This is a genomic window from Pseudomonas sp. AC211, from assembly GCF_979258055.1.
The window spans coordinates 3,718,693-3,738,798 of sequence record NZ_OZ409830.1 but is presented as its reverse complement, the minus strand read 5'-3'; the positions used below and the strand labels follow the sequence as shown (position 1 = coordinate 3,738,798).

The 20,106-nt window shown below is 60.9% G+C and carries 18 protein-coding genes; 17 read left to right on the top strand and 1 reads right to left on the bottom strand.

All coding sequences use genetic code 11. The features are described from left to right. The 10 genes from lpxB (at nucleotide 1) to ispD (ending at nucleotide 12,866) form a co-directional block, all read left to right on the top strand. Nucleotides 1-1,134 (top strand): lipid-A-disaccharide synthase, encoded by a 1,134-nt coding sequence (gene lpxB / locus ACZZZP_RS17705; RefSeq protein ID WP_463383613.1) that lies wholly within the window; start codon nucleotides 1-3, stop codon nucleotides 1,132-1,134. Beyond that, entirely contained in the window at nucleotides 1,134-1,748 is a 615-nt protein-coding gene (gene rnhB / locus ACZZZP_RS17700) for a ribonuclease HII (protein ID WP_463383612.1), read from the top strand. Before lpxB ends, rnhB begins: the two co-directional genes overlap by 1 nt. Nucleotides 1,749-1,823: 75 nt before the next feature. After that, nucleotides 1,824-5,345 carry a DNA polymerase III subunit alpha gene (dnaE, locus tag ACZZZP_RS17695; protein WP_463536746.1) on the top strand — a complete coding sequence of 1,174 codons (3,522 nt, stop codon included), beginning with the start codon at nucleotides 1,824-1,826 and terminating at the stop codon, nucleotides 5,343-5,345. A 117-nt stretch (nucleotides 5,346-5,462) separates the two neighbouring features. Beyond that, a complete protein-coding gene (locus ACZZZP_RS17690; RefSeq protein ID WP_463384743.1) occupies nucleotides 5,463-6,410 on the top strand; it encodes an acetyl-CoA carboxylase carboxyltransferase subunit alpha in 948 nt (315 codons plus the stop codon). Nucleotide 6,411: 1 nt separating this feature from the next. Beyond that, the gene (gene tilS / locus ACZZZP_RS17685; RefSeq protein ID WP_463383611.1) at nucleotides 6,412-7,725 is read left to right on the top strand and encodes a tRNA lysidine(34) synthetase TilS; all 1,314 of its coding nucleotides are present in this window, start codon (nucleotides 6,412-6,414) and stop codon (nucleotides 7,723-7,725) included. A gap of 185 nt (nucleotides 7,726-7,910) precedes the next feature. Further along, entirely contained in the window at nucleotides 7,911-9,542 is a 1,632-nt protein-coding gene (locus ACZZZP_RS17680) for a CTP synthase (RefSeq protein ID WP_122494068.1), read from the top strand. Beyond that, nucleotides 9,539-10,384: a 3-deoxy-8-phosphooctulonate synthase gene (gene kdsA, locus ACZZZP_RS17675; protein WP_122452614.1), complete on the top strand. Its 846-nt coding sequence runs from the start codon at nucleotides 9,539-9,541 to the stop codon at nucleotides 10,382-10,384. Before ACZZZP_RS17680 ends, kdsA begins: the two co-directional genes overlap by 4 nt. A gap of 145 nt (nucleotides 10,385-10,529) precedes the next feature. Next, the gene (eno, locus tag ACZZZP_RS17670) at nucleotides 10,530-11,819 is read left to right on the top strand and encodes a phosphopyruvate hydratase (protein ID WP_122494066.1); all 1,290 of its coding nucleotides are present in this window, start codon (nucleotides 10,530-10,532) and stop codon (nucleotides 11,817-11,819) included. 61 nt (nucleotides 11,820-11,880) lie between these two features. Beyond that, complete coding sequence (gene ftsB / locus ACZZZP_RS17665; RefSeq protein WP_122452616.1) at nucleotides 11,881-12,159, top strand: cell division protein FtsB; 279 nt, start codon at nucleotides 11,881-11,883, stop codon at nucleotides 12,157-12,159. Continuing rightward, nucleotides 12,156-12,866, top strand: coding sequence for a 2-C-methyl-D-erythritol 4-phosphate cytidylyltransferase (gene ispD, locus ACZZZP_RS17660; protein WP_463383610.1), 711 nt, complete (start codon nucleotides 12,156-12,158; stop codon nucleotides 12,864-12,866). Before ftsB ends, ispD begins: the two co-directional genes overlap by 4 nt. Before the next feature lie 129 nt (nucleotides 12,867-12,995). Here the strand turns inward: ispD and ACZZZP_RS17655 are convergent, their stop codons facing one another. Continuing rightward, nucleotides 12,996-13,874: a LysR family transcriptional regulator gene (locus ACZZZP_RS17655; protein ID WP_463536745.1), complete on the bottom strand. Its 879-nt coding sequence runs from the start codon at nucleotides 13,872-13,874 to the stop codon at nucleotides 12,996-12,998. A gap of 137 nt (nucleotides 13,875-14,011) precedes the next feature. Here ACZZZP_RS17655 and ACZZZP_RS17650 point away from each other — a divergent pair, with 137 nt between their 5' ends. The 7 genes from ACZZZP_RS17650 (at nucleotide 14,012) to ACZZZP_RS17620 (ending at nucleotide 20,064) form a co-directional block, all read left to right on the top strand. Further along, nucleotides 14,012-15,124, top strand: coding sequence for an S-(hydroxymethyl)glutathione dehydrogenase/class III alcohol dehydrogenase (locus ACZZZP_RS17650; protein WP_122494063.1), 1,113 nt, complete (start codon nucleotides 14,012-14,014; stop codon nucleotides 15,122-15,124). 19 nt (nucleotides 15,125-15,143) lie between these two features. Beyond that, complete coding sequence (fghA, locus tag ACZZZP_RS17645; protein ID WP_463383608.1) at nucleotides 15,144-15,986, top strand: S-formylglutathione hydrolase; 843 nt, start codon at nucleotides 15,144-15,146, stop codon at nucleotides 15,984-15,986. A 177-nt stretch (nucleotides 15,987-16,163) separates the two neighbouring features. Next, nucleotides 16,164-16,637, top strand: coding sequence for a 2-C-methyl-D-erythritol 2,4-cyclodiphosphate synthase (gene ispF, locus ACZZZP_RS17640; RefSeq protein WP_122452621.1), 474 nt, complete (start codon nucleotides 16,164-16,166; stop codon nucleotides 16,635-16,637). Beyond that, nucleotides 16,634-17,692: a tRNA pseudouridine(13) synthase TruD gene (gene truD, locus ACZZZP_RS17635; RefSeq protein WP_463383607.1), complete on the top strand. Its 1,059-nt coding sequence runs from the start codon at nucleotides 16,634-16,636 to the stop codon at nucleotides 17,690-17,692. The genes ispF and truD overlap by 4 nt, the downstream gene beginning before the upstream one ends. Continuing rightward, nucleotides 17,680-18,429 (top strand): 5'/3'-nucleotidase SurE, encoded by a 750-nt coding sequence (surE, locus tag ACZZZP_RS17630; RefSeq protein ID WP_463383606.1) that lies wholly within the window; start codon nucleotides 17,680-17,682, stop codon nucleotides 18,427-18,429. Before truD ends, surE begins: the two co-directional genes overlap by 13 nt. 41 nt (nucleotides 18,430-18,470) lie before the next feature. Next, entirely contained in the window at nucleotides 18,471-19,106 is a 636-nt protein-coding gene (locus ACZZZP_RS17625; protein ID WP_463384742.1) for a protein-L-isoaspartate(D-aspartate) O-methyltransferase, read from the top strand. A gap of 79 nt (nucleotides 19,107-19,185) precedes the next feature. After that, the gene (locus ACZZZP_RS17620) at nucleotides 19,186-20,064 is read left to right on the top strand and encodes a peptidoglycan DD-metalloendopeptidase family protein (RefSeq protein WP_463383605.1); all 879 of its coding nucleotides are present in this window, start codon (nucleotides 19,186-19,188) and stop codon (nucleotides 20,062-20,064) included. The last annotated feature ends 42 nt before the right edge of the window (nucleotides 20,065-20,106 follow it).

The window sequence follows — 20,106 nt, the reverse complement described above, 5'->3', positions numbered from 1 at the left end:
ATGGCGGGTCCAGTGCGCATCGCCATCGTTGCCGGTGAGGCTTCTGGCGATATTCTCGGCGCCGGCCTGATGCAGGCACTCAAGGCGCAACATCCTCAAGTCGAGTTCATTGGCGTTGGCGGCCCGCGCATGCAGGCCCAGGGTCTGAGCTCGTATTTCCTGATGGAACGTTTGTCGGTCATGGGCCTGGTGGAAGTGCTAGGTCGCCTGCCGGAATTGCTGTCGCGGCGTAAACGTCTGGTGCAAACCTTTATTGCCGCCAAACCCGACGTGTTCATCGGCATCGACGCACCGGATTTCAACCTCGATCTCGAGCTCAAACTGCGCCGCGCCGGCATCAAGACCGTGCATTACGTCAGCCCGTCTGTGTGGGCCTGGCGGCAAAAGCGCGTGCTGAAAATTCGCGAAGCCTGCGACCTGATGCTGACCCTGTTTCCGTTCGAAGCGAAGTTCTACGACGAGCATCAAGTGCCGGTCCGCTTCGTCGGCCACACCTTGGCCGATGCCATTCCACTGGAAGCCGATCGAGCCGCTGCGCGCGCTGAATTGAATATTCCAGATGACGCGGCGGTCGTGGCGCTGATGCCAGGCAGTCGCGGTGGGGAAGTGTCGCGTCTCGGCGGCCTGTTCCTCGATGCAGCGGTGCGATTGCGCGCGCTGCGCCCTGGCGTGCGTTTCGTGTTGCCGTGCGCCAGCCCCGAACGACGCACGCAAATTGAAGCGCAACTGGCAGGCCACGATATTCCTGTGACCCTGCTCGACGGCCAGTCGCATACCGCCTTGGCCGCCTGCGATGCGGTGCTGATTGCCTCGGGCACCGCGACCCTTGAGGCGCTGCTCTATAAACGGCCGATGGTGGTGGCGTACCGCGTAGCCCCGATGACCTACCGCATTCTCAAACGCATGCTGAAAAGCCCGTACGTGTCGCTGCCCAATCTGCTGGCCGGGCGCCTGCTCGTGCCCGAGTTGCTGCAAGACGACGCGACGCCGGATGCCCTGGCAAACACCCTGGCCCCGCTGTTGAGCGGCGGCGAAGCGCAAACCGAATTGTTCGACCAGATTCACCGCACCTTGCGCCGCGACGCCTCCACCGAGGCTGCCAAAGCGGTGCTGGAATTGGCGGGAGCACGCTGATGCAAATGGGCCTGGATTTCACCTTGGTTGAAGAGTTGGTTGCCGGCGTCGATGAAGTCGGTCGCGGGCCGCTGTGCGGCGCGGTGGTGACGGCGGCGGTGATCCTCGACCCGACGCGGCCGATTCTCGGGCTCAACGATTCAAAGAAGCTCACCGAAGCCAAGCGCGAACTGCTCTTCGATGAGATCAAGGAAAAAGCCTTGGCCTGGTGCATCGCCCGCGCTGAAGTGGAAGAAATCGACGAACTGAATATTTTGCACGCCACCATGCTGGCGATGCAGCGTGCCGTTGAAGGCCTGAGCGTGACGCCGCGCCTGGCGCTGATCGATGGCAATCGTTGCCCGAAACTGAAGGTGCCTAGCGCTCCGGTGATTCAGGGCGACGCTCAGGTGCCGGCCATTGCTGCCGCGTCCATTCTGGCCAAGGTCAGTCGCGACCGGGAGATGCAGGCGCTCGACCTGATCTACCCCGGCTATGGCATGGCCACGCACAAGGGCTATCCCACGCCGGCGCATCTGGAAGCCTTGCAGCGCCTGGGCCCGACGCCGATTCATCGGCGCTCGTTCGCGCCGGTGCGCGTGCTGGTTGAAGCGGCAGCGCTAATCAAGCTTTAACAACCGCAAGCTGATGTTTGCGCCAAGGCCCGGTACAATCCGGGCCTTGTCGTTTTTGCGCTTTATAGGATCAGCATGCCGGCCACTTTTGTTCACCTGCGTTTGCATACCGAGTTCTCCCTGGTCGATGGTCTGGTACGGGTCAAGCCCTTGGTCAAGGCGGCCGCCAGCGCCGGTATGCCGGCCGTAGCGGTGACCGACCAGCGCAACCTGTGCTCGCTGGTGAAGTTCTACAAAGCCGCCATGGGCGCCGGCATCAAGCCGATTTGCGGCGCCGACCTGATGCTCGCCAGCAAAGACGAAGACGGCCCGCTGAGCCGCATGACCCTGCTGGTGATGAACGCCAAGGGTTACCGCAACCTCACCGAATTGATCTCGCGCGGTTTCACCGAAGGCCAGCGCAATGGCGAAGTGATCATCGAGCGCGAGTGGGTGAAAGAAGCCTCGGAAGGACTGATCGCCTTGTCCGGTGCGAAAGAGGGCGAGATCGGCCTCAGTTTGCTCGCCGGCAACACCCAGGAAGCCGAAGCCAGCCTGCGCGAATGGCAGGAGGTGTTCCCGGATCGCTTCTACCTCGAGCTGCAACGCACCAGCCGTACTAACGACGAAGAATATTTGCACCTGGCCGTCGACCTGGCCGGTCGCTGCGACGCGATGCTGGTGGCCACCAACGACGTGCGCTTCATCAAGCAGGGCGACTTCGAAGCCCACGAAACCCGCGTCTGCATCGGTGAAGGCCGCGCCCTCGACGACCCGCGTCGCGCCCGCACCTACAGCGATCAGCAGTACCTGAAGTCGCCGGAAGAAATGTGGGAGCTGTTTAGCGACATTCCCGAGGCGCTGGAAAACACCGTCGAAATCGCCAAGCGCTGCAACATCGAAATTCTGCTGGGCAAGAGCTTCTTGCCGAACTTCCCCGTGCCCGATGGCATGACCATGGACGAGTTCTTTCGCAAGATCTCGTTCGAGGGCCTGGAAGAACGCCTGGCGGTGTTGTGGCCCAAAGAGACCACGCCCAACTACGAAGAGAAGCGTCAGGTTTACATCGATCGGCTGAATTTCGAGCTGGATATCATCATCCAGATGGGCTTCCCCGGTTACTTCCTGATCGTGATGGACTTTATCCAGTGGGCCAAACGCAACGGCATCCCGGTCGGCCCGGGCCGGGGGTCAGGTGCTGGTTCGCTGGTGGCCTATGTGCAAAAGATCACCGACCTGGACCCGCTCCAGTACGACCTGCTGTTCGAACGCTTCCTGAATCCGGAACGGGTATCGATGCCCGACTTCGACATCGACTTCTGCATGGACGGCCGCGACCGCGTTATCGAATACGTGGCCCAGGCTTATGGGCGCAACGCGGTTAGCCAGATCATCACCTTCGGTACCATGGCCGCCAAGGCGGTGGTGCGCGACGTGGCGCGGGTGCAGGGCAAGTCGTATGGCTTGGCTGATCGTCTGTCGAAGATGATTCCGTTCGAGGTCGGCATGACCTTGGAAAAAGCCTACGAGCAAGAAGAAGCACTGCGCGATTTCCTCAAGATTGATGAGGAAGCGGCAGAAATCTGGGAGATGGCCAAAAAGCTCGAAGGCGTCACCCGTAACGTCGGTAAACACGCCGGTGGTGTGGTAATTGCGCCGACCAAGCTCACCGACTTCGCCGCTATATATTGCGATGACGAAGGCGGTGGTCTGGTTACCCAGTTCGACAAAGACGACGTGGAGGCTGCCGGCCTGGTGAAGTTCGACTTCCTCGGCCTGCGCACCCTGACCATCATCGACTGGGCGCTGAAAACCATTAACCGCGAACAGGCCAAAGCTGGCCTGGAACCGCTGAACATCGACTTCATTCCGCTGGACGACAAGCCGACCTACGCCTTGCTGCAAAAGGCCGAAACCACGGCCGTGTTCCAGCTTGAATCGCGTGGCATGAAAGAGCTGATCAAAAAGCTCAAGCCCGACTGCCTCGAAGACCTGATCGCACTGGTGGCCCTGTTCCGTCCGGGCCCGCTGCAGTCCGGCATGGTGGACGACTTTATCAACCGTAAGCACGGCCGCGCCGAATTGGCGTATCCGCATCCGGACTATCAATACGACGGCTTGCGCCCGGTGCTGGCGCCGACCTACGGCATCATCCTGTACCAGGAACAGGTGATGCAGATCGCCCAGGTCATGGCCGGTTATACCCTCGGCGAGGCAGACATGCTGCGCCGCGCCATGGGTAAGAAAAAACCCGAGGAAATGGCCAAGCAGCGCGGCGGTTTTATTGAGGGTTGCGCGAACAACAATATCGACGCCGACCTCGCCGGTAATATTTTCGACCTGGTGGAAAAGTTCGCCGGTTACGGCTTCAACAAATCCCACTCTGCGGCCTACGGTCTGGTTTCGTACCAGACCGCGTGGCTGAAAGCGCATTACCCGTCGCCGTTCATGGCGGCGGTGTTGTCGGCGGATATGCACAACACCGACAAGGTGGTTACGTTGATCGAGGAATGCCGCAGCATGAAGCTGCGCCTCGATGCGCCGGATGTGAACACCTCGGAATTCAAATTCACCGTGAACGACGACGGCCGCATCGTCTACGGTCTGGGCGCCATTAAAGGCGTGGGCGAGGGGCCGGTGGAGGCGATTGTTGAATCGCGTCAGGCCGGTCCGTTCAAAGACCTGTTCGACTTCTGCGCCCGTGTCGACCTCAAGCGCATTAACAAACGTACCACCGACGCGCTGATTCGCAGCGGCGCGCTGGATCGTCTGGGTCCGTATTTCCACGACGAAATCAAAGCCTACCAAGCCAACATCGACCGCAATCGCGCGGTGCTGCTGGCGTCGATGGAAGAAGCGATTCAAGCCGCCGAGCAGACTGCCCGCAGCCATGACAGCGGCCACGCCGACCTGTTTGGCGGCGTGTTCGCCGACACCGATGCCGACGTGTATGCCAAGCACAAGAAGGCCAAAGAACTGTCGCTCAAAGAGCGCCTGCGCGGTGAGAAAGAAACCCTCGGCCTGTACCTGACTGGTCACCCGATTGACGAATACGAAGGTGAAATCCGCCGCTTCGCCCGCCAACGAATTATTGATCTGAAACCCGCTCGCGACAGTCAGACCATTGCTGGCTTGATCGTTAACCTGCGGGTGATGAAGAACAAGAAGGGCGACAAGATGGGCTTTATCACCCTCGACGACCGCTCCGGGCGCATCGAGGCCTCGCTGTTTGCCGAGGCCTTCAACTCGGCGCAGGCCTTGCTGCAAACCGATGCGTTGGTGGTGGTGGAAGGCGAGGTGAGCAACGACGACTTTTCCGGCGGCTTGCGCCTGCGGGCCAAGCGCGTGATGAGCCTGGAAGATGCGCGTACGGGCCTGGCCGAAAGCCTGCGCGTACGGGTGAAAAGCGATGCCTTGAAAGGTGATCGCCTACGCTGGTTGGCGGAGCTGTGTAAGCGTCACCGTGGCGGTTGCCCGATCACGCTCGACTACACCGGCAGCGAAGCCAAGGCGCTGTTGCAGTTCGGTGAAGGCTGGCGGATCGACCCGGCCGATGGATTGATTCAAACATTGCGTGACCAGTTCGGGCGCGACAACGTCTTTTTGCACTATCGCTAGAAGGCGAGCGGCGCCGAGCGCCATTTTTACCCTCGACCTGAATGCGCCTGTTCCCGTAAGGTAAGGCGCTCAACGGACTCAGCCGCCGGCCCCTGGCCAGGCGCAAGACGGATGACTATGAACCCGAATTTTCTCGATTTCGAACAGCCGATTGCCGATCTCCAAGCCAAGATCGAAGAGCTGCGCCTGGTCGGTAACGACAACTCGCTGAACATCAGCGATGAAATTGCCCGTCTGCAAGACAAGAGCAACACGCTGACCGCCAGCATTTTCGGCAGCCTCACCAGCTGGCAAATCGCCAAGCTGGCCCGCCATCCCCGTCGGCCTTATACGCTCGACTACATCGAACATATCTTCACCGAGTTCGACGAACTGCACGGCGACCGTCACTTCTCCGACGACCCTGCCATCGTTGGCGGCGTAGCGCGTTTGAATGACCAGCCGGTGATGGTCATCGGTCACCAGAAAGGCCGCGAAGTGCGTGAGAAGGTTCGCCGTAACTTCGGTATGCCGCGTCCTGAGGGCTACCGCAAAGCTTGCCGTCTGATGGAGATGGCTGAGCGTTTCAAAATGCCGATCCTGACCTTCATCGACACGCCCGGCGCCTACCCAGGCATCGACGCCGAAGAGCGCGGCCAGAGTGAGGCGATTGCCTGGAACCTGCGCGTAATGGCGCGGCTGAAAACCCCAATCATCGCCACTGTTATTGGCGAAGGCGGTTCCGGTGGTGCATTGGCCATCGGCGTGTGCGACCAGCTGAACATGCTGCAGTACTCCACCTACGCGGTGATCTCGCCGGAGGGCTGCGCCTCCATTCTGTGGAAAACCGCCGAGAAGGCGCCGGACGCTGCCGAGGCCATGGGCATTACGGCTGAGCGCCTGCGAGGCCTGGGCATTGTCGATCAAGTCATCGACGAGCCATTGGGCGGCGCGCATTCGGCGCCGGCCGTTGCCGCTGAATCGATTCGCGCCGCCTTGAGCGAACAGCTGCAAGCGCTGCAGAAGTTCGACATCGACGGCTTGCTGAGCCGTCGTTACGAGCGCCTGATGAGCTACGGCGTCTAAGGTGAACCTGCACGCCAGGTTGCTAGCGGGTCTGGCACCCTGGCGCAGCGCACCGGCCTGGCATGTGGCCTTTTCCGGTGGGCTTGATTCCACCGTGTTACTCCATCTTCTGGCTTCGCTCGGCAAAACCGAGCGCCTGCCGCCTCTCTCCGCCCTGCATATTCACCACGGCCTTCAGGCTGCGGCCGACGCGTGGCCGGCGCATTGCCAACAGCTGTGCGACGGGCTTGGCGTGCCGTTACGCGTGGTGAGTGTGCAGGTTGCTGCTGGCGCGAGTGTCGAGCGCGCAGCGCGGAGAGCGCGGTACCAAGCGTTCGCCCAGGTGCTGGGGCAGGGCGAGGTACTGCTGACGGCGCAGCATCGCGATGATCAGGCAGAAACGCTGCTGTTCCGCTTGTTGCGTGGCGCCGGGGTGCGCGGGCTGGCGGGCATTCCGCCGAGCCGGGCGCTGGCGGCAGGTGTTGTCGTGCGGCCATTGCTGGATTGCTCGCGCGCGGACCTGTTGGCGTACGCGCTCGAGCATGGCTTGAGCTGGGTCGAAGACCCCAGCAATAGCGATACCGGTTTTGCCCGCAACCATCTGCGCCACCAGGTGCTCCCTCAGTTCGCTATTCACTGGCCGCAAGCAGCGCACACCATGGCGCGCACGGCTGCGCATTTGCGCGAGGCGCAGGGGCTGCTGGATGACCTGGCAGCGCTCGATCTCGCGCCGGCGCAAAGCGCCAATCCGCTGCCGTGGCTGAACGTGCCGTCGCTGGAATTGCAGCCGCTGCTGAGCCTTTCCTTCGAGCGCCAACGCAACGCGCTGCGTCATTGGCTGGCGCCGCTCACGCTGCTGCCAGACAGCGAACACTGGGCGGGCTGGAATGATCTGCGTGACGCGGCGGGCGATGCGAAACCTATTTGGCGGTTAGCCGATGGCGAGCTGCATCGCAGCGGCGGGCGCCTGTGGTGGCTCGCGGGTAGCTGGCTCGCGGCGCCAGAGCCTGCGCCCGTGTGGACTCATCTCGATAAGCCGTTAGCCTTGCCCGGCAATGGCCAGCTGCACCTTGAAGGCGAGGCGCCGCCAGGCTCATTACACGTCTGTTATCGCCAGGGCGGCGAGGTGATGGAGGTGGCGGGCCGGGGGCATCGCGACCTCAAACGGCTGCTCAACGAACACGCCATGCCGACATTTGTGCGCAAGCGATTGCCCTTGTTGTATCGCGGCGACGAGCTTCTGGCGGTGGCAAACCTGTCTGCAATCCGCGGCCCTGCTGACGCTGGCTTGCGATTGCACTGGCAGCCACCGACGAATGACCAACGTTTGAGCTGAAAGGGTAGTTCCGGTAGACTACGCTCCCGTCTCATACAGCTAATGCGCAGGCCTTCCGGTTCTCTGCACGGCTATCAATTTTCAAGGCACGGCCAACAGGCTTTGCTGGTAATGGTGGGCAGCAGCCCTCATTCAGCTTTCCCCGGCGGCGCAAACCGCCTAAACGCAGACTTCTAGGGTTTTTCATGACGCGCTACATATTCGTCACGGGCGGTGTTGTTTCTTCATTGGGGAAAGGCATCGCCTCGGCTTCATTGGCGGCTATCCTGGAGGCGCGGGGCCTGAAGGTCACGATGCTCAAACTGGACCCTTATATCAACGTCGATCCGGGCACGATGAGCCCGTTCCAGCACGGTGAAGTGTTCGTCACTCACGACGGTGCCGAAACCGACCTCGACCTTGGCCACTACGAGCGGTTCATCCGCACCACGATGACCAAGGGCAACAACTTCACCACCGGCCGCGTCTACGAAGACGTGCTGCGCAAAGAGCGCCGTGGTGATTACCTGGGTGCGACCATCCAGGTCATTCCGCACATCACCGACGAAATCAAACGCCGCATCATCAAGGGTGCTGGCGATGCCGACGTGGCCATGGTGGAAATCGGCGGTACCGTTGGCGACATCGAGTCCCAACCGTTCCTCGAAGCCATTCGCCAACTGCGCGTGGAAGTGGGCGCCAAGCGCGCCATGCTGATGCACCTGACGCTGGTGCCGTACATCGCCACGGCTGGCGAAACCAAAACCAAGCCGACCCAGCATTCGGTGAAAGAGCTGCGCTCCATCGGCCTGCAACCTGACGTGCTGATCTGCCGTTCCGACCACCCGATTGACGTGTCCTCGCGCCGCAAAATCGCGTTGTTCACCAACGTTGAAGAGCGCGCGGTAATCGGTCTGGAAGACGTCGACACCATCTACAAAATTCCTTCCGTGTTGCACGCCCAGGGCCTGGACGATTTCGTCGTCGAGCGTTTTGGCCTGGAATGCGGCGGTGCCGATTTGTCCGAGTGGGAGCGCGTAGTCGACGCCAAGCTCAACCCGGAAAAAGAAGTCAACATCGCCATGGTCGGTAAGTACATGGAGCTGCTGGACGCTTACAAATCGCTGATTGAAGCGATGAGCCATGCCGGCATCCAGAACCGCACCAAGGTCAATCTGCGCTACATCGACTCTGAAGACATCGAGCAAAAAGGCACCGGCCTGCTGGAAGGCGTGGACGCCATTCTGGTGCCCGGCGGCTTCGGTCTGCGCGGCGTGGAAGGCAAGATCACAACGGTGCAATACGCCCGTGAAAACAAGATTCCGTACCTTGGTATCTGCCTCGGCATGCAAGTCGCGGTTATCGAGTTCGCCCGTAACGTGCTGGGCTGGACCGACGCCAACTCCACCGAATTCGACAAGGTCAGCGGCCATCCGGTCGTGGGTTTGATCACCGAGTGGGAAGACGCCGGCGGCGGTGTGGAAATTCGCACCGAAGCCTCCGACCTGGGCGGCACCATGCGCCTCGGCGCGCAAGACTGCCATCTGGAAGCGGGCTCGAAAGTATTCGACTGCTACGCCAAAGAAACCATCGTCGAGCGTCACCGTCACCGCTACGAAGTGAACAACAACCTGCTGCCGCAACTGCAGGACGCCGGCCTGAAAATCACAGGTCGCTCCGCTGACGGCGCGCTGGTGGAAGTGGTTGAAGCGCCGGATCACCCGTGGTTCGTGGCCTGCCAATTCCACCCCGAGTTCACCTCCACACCGCGCGATGGGCACCCATTGTTCAGTGGTTTCGTTAACGCCGCACTGGCGCAGAAAGCGAGAAAGGCATGACCCAGAAAGTCGTCAAAGTTGGCGCCATCGAAATCGCCAACGACAAACCCTTCGTGCTGTTCGGCGGTATCAACGTTCTAGAGTCGCGCGACCTGGCCATGAAGGCCTGTGAAGAGTACGTACGGGTTACCGAAAAGCTCGGCATCCCTTATGTATTCAAAGCCAGCTTCGACAAAGCCAACCGCTCCTCCGTCAGCTCCTTCCGTGGCCCAGGCCTGGAAGAGGGCATGAAGATTTTCGAGGAAGTGAAGAAGACCTTCGGCGTGCCGGTCATCACCGACGTGCACGAGCCCGAGCAAGCGGCGCCTGTCGCTGCCGTGTGCGACATCATCCAATTGCCCGCTTTCCTGTCGCGCCAAACTGACCTCGTCGTGGCCATGGCCAAGACCGGCGCGATCATCAACATCAAGAAAGCCCAGTTCCTCGCTCCGCAAGAAATGAAACATATCCTGGCCAAATGCGTCGAAGCCGGGAATGACCAGTTGATCCTGTGCGAACGCGGTTCCAGTTTTGGCTACAACAACCTCGTGGTAGACATGCTCGGCTTCGGCATCATGAAGTCGTTCGAATACCCGGTGTTCTTTGACGTGACCCACGCTCTGCAAATGCCGGGCGGGCGCTCCGATTCGGCAGGCGGTCGTCGTGCGCAAGTAACCGACCTCGCCAAAGCGGGCATGAGTCAGGGCCTGGCAGGCTTGTTCCTCGAAGCCCACCCGGACCCGGACAACGCCAAGTGCGACGGTCCATGCGCCTTGCGTCTGGACAAGCTGGAGCCGTTCCTTACCCAGCTCAAAGCGCTGGATGATCTGGTCAAGAGCTTCCCGCCGATTGAGACTGCCTAAGCGCAGGAATCTTCGGTAAAGTGCCGCTCGGGCGAGCTCTGACCCGTGAGTCAGAGAGTCGTCGAGCGGGCTGGTTTTGTTCCAGGCAGCCTGCATCAACCTCTCTGCAGCGCCGTTTTCGTCAAATTTTGGAGTGTTAACAACAATGGCAAAGATCGTCGACATCAAAGGTCGTGAAGTTCTCGACTCCCGTGGCAACCCGACCGTCGAAGCGGACGTCATTCTCGACAACGGCATCGTCGGCAGCGCGTGCGCACCGTCGGGCGCTTCCACCGGTTCGCGCGAAGCGCTGGAACTGCGTGATGGCGACAAGAGCCGTTACATGGGCAAAGGCGTGTTGAAAGCTGTGGCCAATATCAATGGCCCGATCCGCTCGTTGCTGCTGGGCAAAGACCCGGTTGATCAGAAGGCCCTCGACCACGCGATGATCGCCCTCGACGCCACTGAAAACAAAGCCAGCCTGGGCGCCAACGCCATCCTCGCTGTGTCGCTGGCCGCTGCCAAAGCTGCTGCGCAAGATCAAGATCTGCCGCTGTACGCCCACATCGCCAACCTCAACGGCACCCCTGGCGTTTACTCCATGCCGGTGCCGATGATGAACATCATTAACGGCGGCGAGCACGCGGATAACAACGTCGACATCCAGGAATTCATGGTTCAGCCCGTTGGCGCGAAAACCTTCGCCGATGGCCTGCGCATGGGCACCGAAATTTTCCACCACCTCAAAGCCGTACTGAAAGCGCGCGGCCTGAGCACTTCGGTGGGTGATGAAGGCGGTTTCGCACCGAACCTGGCTTCCAACGAAGACGCTCTGGCTGCCATCGCCGAAGCCGTTGCCAATGCCGGTTACAAGCTGGGCACCGACGTGACCCTGGCGCTGGACTGCGCTTCGAGCGAGTTCTTCGAAGGCGGCAAATACGACCTGGCCGGCGAAGGCAAAGTGTTCGACGCCGCCGGTTTCGCTGACTACCTGGCTGGCCTGACCCAGCGTTACCCGATCATCTCCATCGAAGACGGCATGGACGAATCGGACTGGGACGGTTGGAAAGTGCTGACCGATAAGATCGGCGACAAAGTCCAACTGGTCGGCGACGATCTGTTCGTCACCAACACCAAGATCCTCAAAGAAGGCATCGACAAGTCGATCGCCAACTCGATCCTGATCAAGTTCAACCAGATCGGCACCCTGACCGAAACCCTGGAAGCCATTCAAATGGCCAAGGCTGCCGGTTACACCGCCGTGATCTCGCACCGTTCGGGCGAAACCGAAGACAGCACCATCGCCGACCTGGCCGTGGGCACTGCTGCCGGTCAGATCAAAACCGGCTCGCTGTGTCGCTCGGACCGCGTGTCCAAGTACAACCAACTGCTGCGCATCGAAGAGCAGTTGGGTGCAAAAGCACCGTACCGTGGTCGCTCCGAATTCCGCGGCTAAGCTGACGGTGGTAAAAGGGGCAGCGAAAGCTGCCCTTTTCATATGAGAAAAAGCCCGATTCATGCGTAGCCCCTACTGGTTATTCGTCGTTCTGATCCTTGTGCTGGCAGGCCTGCAGTACCGCCTGTGGGTGGGCGAGGGCAGCTTTGCGCAGGTCACCGACTTGCAGCGACAAATCGCCGAGCAAAAGGGCGAAAACGAAAACCTGCTGGAACGTAACCGTATCCTCGAAGCTGAAGTCATGGAGTTGAAGAAGGGCATGGAAACCGTGGAAGAACGTGCCCGTCACGAACTGGGCATGGTCAAAGAGGGCGAAACCCTCTATCAGCTAACCGAATGACCTCTCCTGTTTTGCCTGCCTTCTGGGCCTTGATCCCAGCCGCAGGCGTCGGCGCTCGAATGCTCGCCGACCGGCCCAAGCAGTACCTGCAACTGGCCGGTAAAACCATTCTCGAACATACCCTCGACTGCTTCCTCGACCACCCGCAATTGCGCGGCTTAGTGGTGAGTGTGTCGGTGGACGATGCTTATTGGCCGACACTGCCCTACGCCAGCAACGAACGCATCCAACGTGCCGATGGCGGCGCCGAGCGTGCCGACTCGGTGCTCAACGGCCTTATCCGATTGGCCGAACTGGGCGCCGGTGAAAACGACTGGGTGCTGGTGCACGACGCGGCCCGGCCGAACCTGTCGCGCTACGACCTGGACTTGTTGCTCGCCGAATTGGCGGACGACGCAGTCGGCGGCCTGCTGGCCGTGCCAGCGCGCGACACCTTGAAACGTGCCGGCGCCGATGGTCGCGTGGCCGAGACGGTCGACCGCTCGGTGATCTGGCAGGCCTTCACGCCGCAAATGTTTCGCCTCGGCACATTGCACCGCGTGCTGGCGGATGCGTTGGTGTCCGGCGTGCAGGTCACCGACGAAGCCTCGGCCATCGAATGGGCCGGGCAATCGCCGCGCTTGATTGAAGGGCGGGCGGATAACCTCAAAGTCACCCGGCCGGAAGATTTGGAGTGGCTGCGTCAGCGATGGGCGCATAAGCGGTAACGGCCCCTCACCCCCAACCCCTCTCCCGCAAGCGGGAGAGGGGAGCCAACTCGCAATTTTGGGTTAAAACGCGGTCGGCCCCCTCTCCCGTTTACGGGAGAGGGTTGGGGTGAGGGGCTCTTCGAACGCTCACCCCAGATGCCCCAACCCCGCCTTCAAGTGATCCACCAACTGCCTCACCTTCGGCGACAAATGCCGCTGCTGCGGATACAACGCCCACACCGCCGTATTCGGCGCCTGATGCTTTTCCAGCAGCGACACCAGCGCGCCACTGCTCAAGTGCTCCTGCACGTAATAGTCCGGCAACTGGCACAACCCCAACCCTTGTAGCGCCGCGTCCAGCACCGCCTGCCCGCTGTTGCAGCGCCAGTTGCCGTGCACCCGTTGCGACACCTCGCGGCCTTCCTGTTGAAAGCTCCAACTGTCGCTGCTGCCGATCAGGCGGTTGTGCTGGTTGAGCTCCGACAAACTGTGCGGCCGCCCATAACGCTGCACATAGCTGGGCGCGGCGCACAGGTACATGCGGCGCGGCGCCAGGCGCGTGGCCACCAGCCGCGAGTCTTGCAAACGGCCCAGGCGAATCGCCAGGTCGAGGCCGTCCTGAACCATATCGAGGGTGCGGTTGCTCAGCTCTATATCCACTTTCAGCTGCGGATGGCGGCTCATAAATTGCGTCACCAGCGGCACGATAAAACGTTCGCCGTAGGCCACCGCGCAAGTCATTCGCAGCAACCCTTTCGGCTCGCTGCCTAAATCGCCGACCGCGCGCAGCGCTTCTTCGCGGCCGTCTTGCAGGCGCTGGCAATGCTGTAAAAACGTTTGCCCTGCTTCGGTGAGTGCGACGCGCCGGGTGCTGCGGTAGAAAAGGCGCGTCTGTAGGCTTTCTTCGAGGCGGGCGATTTGCCGGCTAACTTGTGAGGACGACAGCCCCAAGCGCTGCGCCGCTGCGGTGAACTGTCCGCACTCGGCCACCGCGACAAACTCATCCAGCCCATCCCAACTGTTCATTCCGCGCTCCGTCCAGTGCCCTCTAATGCCGAGATTATCCCTCACTGGCAATAATGTTTTGCTAACTTCGCGATTATTTACAGAAAGCACTGTGGACTACACTTTGCGCCACTGTTTAAACCCGCTGGAGAGCGACCATGATCAAGTCCCGTGCTGCCGTAGCCTTTGCCCCGAACGAGCCGCTGAAAATTGTCGAAGTGGATGTGGAAGCGCCGAAAGCCGGCGAAGTGCTGGTGCGCATTGTCGCCACCGGCGTGTGCCATACCGACGCCTACACGCTGTCGGGCGCGGACTCCGAGGGCGTGTTCCCAGCCATTCTCGGCCACGAAGGCGGCGGCATCGTTGAAGCGGTGGGCGAGGGCGTGACCTCGGTAAAAGTCGGCGACCACGTGATTCCGCTGTACACCGCCGAATGCCGCGAGTGCAAATTCTGCAAATCCGGCAAAACCAACCTGTGCAGCTCGGTGCGCGCTACTCAAGGCAAAGGCCTGATGCCCGATGGCACCAGCCGCTTCTCTTACCAAGGCCAGCCGATTTATCACTACATGGGCTGCTCGACCTTTTCCGAATACACCGTGCTGCCGGAAGTGTCGCTGGCGGTTATCCCTAAAGAAGCGCCTCTGGAAAAGGTCTGCCTGCTGGGCTGTGGCGTCACCACCGGCATTGGCGCCGTGTTGAACACCGCGAAGGTTGAAGAGGGCGCCACCGTCGCCATCTTCGGTTTGGGCGGCATCGGCTTGGCGGCGATCATCGGCGCGAAAATGGCGAAGGCCTCGCGCATCATCGCCATCGACATTAACCCGGCCAAGTTCGATGTGGCCCGTGAACTGGGCGCCACCGACTTCGTCAATCCAAAGGATTACGACAAGCCGATTCAGGACGTCATCGTCGAACTCACCGACGGCGGCGTGGATTACAGCTTTGAATGCGTCGGCAACGTGCAACTGATGCGCGCCGCGCTGGAGTGCGCGCACAAAGGTTGGGGCGAGTCGGTGATCATCGGCGTAGCCGGTGCCGGTCAGGAAATCAGCACCCGTCCGTTCCAACTGGTGACCGGTCGCGTATGGCGCGGTTCAGCGTTCGGCGGCGTCAAAGGCCGCACCGAGTTGCCGAGCTACGTGGAGAAAGCGCAGAAGGGCGAGATTCCGTTGGACACGTTCATCACCCACACCATGGGCCTGGACAAAATCAACGAAGCCTTCGACCTGATGCACGAAGGCAAAAGCATTCGCACCGTTATCCACTATTGATCCCAGGGCGGGCTTTCCCATGACCCTTGAAATCGTTTCCAGCAACAAAGCGTTCGGTGGCTGGACAAAGCGTTATCGCCACCGCTCCAGCTCGCTCAACTGCGACATGGTGTTTGCTGTCTACCTGCCGCCGCAAGCCGAGCAGGGCGCCAAGCTGCCGGTGTTGTACTGGCTCAGCGGCCTGACCTGCACCGATGAAAACTTTATGCACAAAGCCGGTGCCCAGCGCCTGGCGGCGGAGTTGGGCTTGATCATCGTCGCGCCGGATACCAGCCCGCGCGGTGAAGGTGTGCCAGACGACGCAGCCGGCGCTTATGACTTCGGTCTGGGTGCGGGTTTTTACGTCAACGCCACGCAGGAACCGTGGGCACGCCACTATCGGATGTACGACTACGTGGTGCAGGAGTTGCCCGAGCTGATCGAAGCCAACTTCCCGGTTTCTGACAAACGCGGCATCAGCGGCCACTCCATGGGCGGCCACGGCGCGTTGATCTGTGCGCTGAAAAATCCGGGGCGTTATCAGTCGGTGTCGGCGTTCGCGCCGATTGCCAATCCGCTGAATTGCCCGTGGGGCGAAAAAGCATTGGGTAACTACCTGGGCGCCGACCGTTCGCGTTGGCGTGAATGGGACGCCAGCGTGTTGATCGCTGATGCCAGCGAAAAGCTGCCGATTCTGGTTGACCAAGGCGACCGCGACGATTTTCTCGAAGGGCAACTCAAACCTCAGGCGCTGGAAGCGGCGGCGAAGGCGGCGGGCCATCCGCTGACCCTGCGCATGCAACCGGGGTATGACCACAGCTATTACTTCATCGCCAGCTTTATTGATGACCACTTGCGCCACCATGCGGCGGCATTGAAGTAGCACAAGGGCTGAGACGCCGATTGCCCGATCGAGGCTGAAGCCTCTCCTACATGAGAACCGCGGTTCTTGTGGGAGAGGCTTCGGCCTCGATGCTTTTGCTCTAGCGGTTTCAAGTGCCAGCGGCGCTCACCGGGACCTTCGGGTAAACTCGCGACTTTTCCCAGGACCCCTCGGCTCATGCGTATCGGCCACGGCTACGATGTTCACCGCTTTTGCGACGGCACCTTTATTACCTTGGGTGGCGTGCAGATTCCACATAAATTCGGCCTGCTCGCCCATTCCGACGGCGACGTGCTACTGCATGCGTTGAGCGATGCCTTGCTGGGCGCTGCGGCGCTTGGCGATATCGGCAAACATTTCCCCGATACCGACCCGAACTTCAAAGGTGCCGACAGCCGAGTGTTGCTGCGTCATGTGGTCGGGCTGATTAAGGCCAAGGGTTGGAAAGTCGGCAACGTCGACGCCACCATCGTTGCCCAGGCGCCAAAAATGGCACCGCATATCGAAACCATGCGCGCCGCCATCGCCGCCGACCTTGAGGTCGCGCTGGATCAAGTCAACGTCAAAGCCACCACCGAAGAAAAACTCGGGTTTACCGGCCGTGAAGAAGGCATCGCCGTACACGCGGTCGCCCTGTTGGTAGCGCAATGAACGAACTCGAATTGCTCGGCCCTCGTGCCTATGGTGAAGCTGCCGGGCGCGCGGTGCTCAAGGCCACTGCCGAAGATTTCCAGGTCGATGAAGTGCTCGACATTCCCCTGGCCGGCGAAGGCGAACACTTGTGGCTGTGGGTGGAAAAGCGCGGTCTGAACACTGAAGACGCCGCGCGCCGCCTGGCTAAAGCTGCTGGCGTGCCGTTGCGCATGATCAGCTACGCCGGGCTCAAAGACCGGCAGGCCCTGACCCGTCAATGGTTCAGCCTGCACCTGCCAGGCAAGGCAGACCCGGATTTTTCCGCCGCGCAAAGCGACAGCCTGATTATCGTCAAAACTGCACGGCACAAACGCAAGCTGCAACGCGGCGCCCACTCGGCCAACGGTTTCACCTTGCGCCTCACGCAACTGCAAGGCGATAGCGCTGCACTCGACGCGCGCCTGGAACAGATCAAGGCCCATGGCGTGCCGAATTATTTCGGTGAACAACGCTTCGCCTATCAAGGTGGCAACGTGGTGCAGGCGCGTGATTTCGCCAGTCGTGGCGAGCTGCCGGACGCGCGTAACGTGCGTTCGCGTCTGCTCTCGGCGGCGCGCAGTTATGTGTTCAATCAGGTGGTGGCCGCACGAGTCGCCGACGGCAGTTGGCAGCGCGCGCAGGTCGGCGACTTGCTGGCCTTTACTGACAGCCGCAGTTTTTTCCCGGCCGGTGAGGCCGAGTGCAGCGACCCGCGTCTGGCCATTCTCGATCTGCATCCCACCGGCCCGTTGTGGGGCGAAGGGGTGTCGCCGGCCGCCGGTGCGACCCATGAAATCGAGCAAGCGGTCGCGGCAAAAGAGGCGGCGTTGTGCGACTGGTTAATCTCTGCGGGCATGGCTCACGAACGGCGTATCCTGCGCCTCCCCATCGGCGGTTTGACGTGGCATTATCCCGAGCCTGACATTCTGCAACTGGAATTCGTCTTGCCGGCTGGATGCTTCGCCACCGCTGTGGTGCGTGAAATCGTCGAGTTGTTGCCGGCAGGGCAGACGGACAACTCATGCGTATTCTGATTTCAAACGACGATGGGGTGATGGCTCCCGGCCTCGCCGCGCTGCATGGCGCGCTGGCGGATTACGCCGAGTGCGTGGTAATTGCCCCCGACACGGACAAGAGCGGCGCCAGCAGCTCGTTGACACTCGATCGTCCGCTGCACCCGATGGTGTTGCCCAACGGTTTTATCAGCATCAACGGAACGCCAACCGACTGCGTGCACCTGGGCCTCAACGGCTTGTTGCCCGAGCTGCCAGACATGGTGGTTTCCGGCATTAACCTGGGCGCCAACCTGGGCGATGACGTGCTGTATTCCGGCACCGTGGCGGCGGCGCTCGAAGGGCGTTTCATCGGTTGCCCGGCCTTTGCCTTTTCCCTGGTTTCGCGGCAAACCGAAAACCTGCCCGCCGCTGCGTACATCGCCCGGCGTCTGGTTGAAGCGCGAGACAAACTCGACCTGCCGCCGCGTACCGTGCTCAACGTAAATATCCCTAATTTGCCGCTCGAGCATATTCGCGGCATTCAGCTGACCCGCCTGGGCCACCGCGCCCGTGCCGCAGCGCCGGTAAAAGTGGTTAATCCGCGCGGCAAGGAAGGCTATTGGATTTCCGTGTCGGGCGATGCCGAAGACGGCGGCCCCGGCACCGACTTCCATGCGGTGGTGCAAGGCTACGTGTCGATCACGCCGCTGCAACTGGACCGCACCTTTAACGAGGCGTTTGCAACGATCACGCCTTGGTTGGAGGGGTTGCTCTGATGTCGCGCGGGCAAGACGATCTGCAACACCGTGGTATCGGCATGACGTCGCAGCGCACCCGCGAGCGCCTGATCCAACGCTTGTACGACGAAGGCCTTTCCAACGCTCGGGTGCTTGAAGTTATTCGCCGTACGCCGCGTCATCTGTTTGTCGATGAAGCGTTCGCGCACCGTGCCTACGAAGACACCGCGCTGCCCATCGGCCACAACCAGACCATCTCGCAACCTTATATGGTCGGGCGCATGACCGAGCTGCTGCTGGCGGCTGGGCCCTTGGACAAAGTGCTGGAAATCGGCACCGGCTCCGGCTACCAGACGGCGGTGTTGGCCCAATTGGTTGAGCGAGTGTTCTCCGTGGAGCGTATTCAGGCTCTGCAAGAACGCGCGAAAGAGCGATTGCTGGCACTCAACCTGCGCAACGTGGTCTTTCGTTGGGGTGATGGCTGGGAAGGCTGGCCGGCACTGGCCAGTTACAACGGCATCATCGTGACCGCCGCTGCGGCTGAAGTGCCGCAGGCGCTGTTGGACCAGCTTGCTCCAGGCGGGCGTCTGGTGATTCCGGTCGGCGCGGGCGATGTTCAGCAACTGATGTTGATCATCCGTGAAGAGCACGGCTTCTCCCGTCATGTGCTGGATGCGGTGCGTTTCGTACCTCTTCTGAACGGCCCTACCGCTTGAGTTGGGTGAGGGTGGCACTACTTAAGTATGGGTTTTGTCGTTTTACATTTTTCAACAGTCACCGGAAAGGGAGAGGCGGGTGAGTCTCACAGCCATTCAGCAGTGGATTTGCATCGCAGGCGCCAGACGTCTGGTGAGTGGCTGGGTCCTTGGAGTGTTACTGGTCGGTTGCAGCAGCACTCCACCTGGTGGTGTCCGTGTGGTGGACCGAACCAATGGCAGCGTAACCAGTGGCAGCAGCGGTGTATCCACACCGCAACGTCCAGCTACCACAACCGGCCAATACCGCGTTCAACGCAGCGATACCCTTTATTCCATCGCCTTTCGTTTCGGCTGGGATTGGCGCGCGTTAGCGGCTCGAAACAACATTCCGGCGCCTTACACCATCAAGGTCGGTCAGGTGATCCGCTTCGACGGCGGGCGTTCGCCAACGGTGGTCAAAGGTCCGATTGCAACAGCCAATAGTGGCAATAAGCCGCCCTTGGTGGTGGTGCCGACCAACACCGTTCCGGTCATCGCCAGGCCCGCCCAACCCCCGGTTGTTACCACGCCAGCGACCACGCCGGTGCAGGCTGTGAGTCGTTCCGCTACAGGCTGGGCGTGGCCTACAGGTGGTGTTTTGATCGGTAAATTTTCCTCAAACGGTAGTTTGAATAAAGGAATTGATATAGCCGGGGAATTGGGCCAGCCTGTTCTTGCCGCGTCGGATGGTTCTGTTGTGTACGCCGGAAGTGGATTACGGGGCTACGGCGAATTAGTGATCATCAAACACAGCGATACCTACGTAAGCGCTTACGGTCACAACCGCAAGTTGCTGGTAAGGGAGGGACAGCAAGTCAAGGTCGGGCAGACGATTGCCGAAATGGGTTCCACCGGCACCGATCGGGTGAAGCTCCATTTTGAGATTCGCCGACAGGGTAAACCTGTGGATCCGCTGCAATTTTTGCCTGCGCGTTGAAAGGTTGTCAGCCCGCTCCAGCCGCGTAGGCCGGACGGGCTC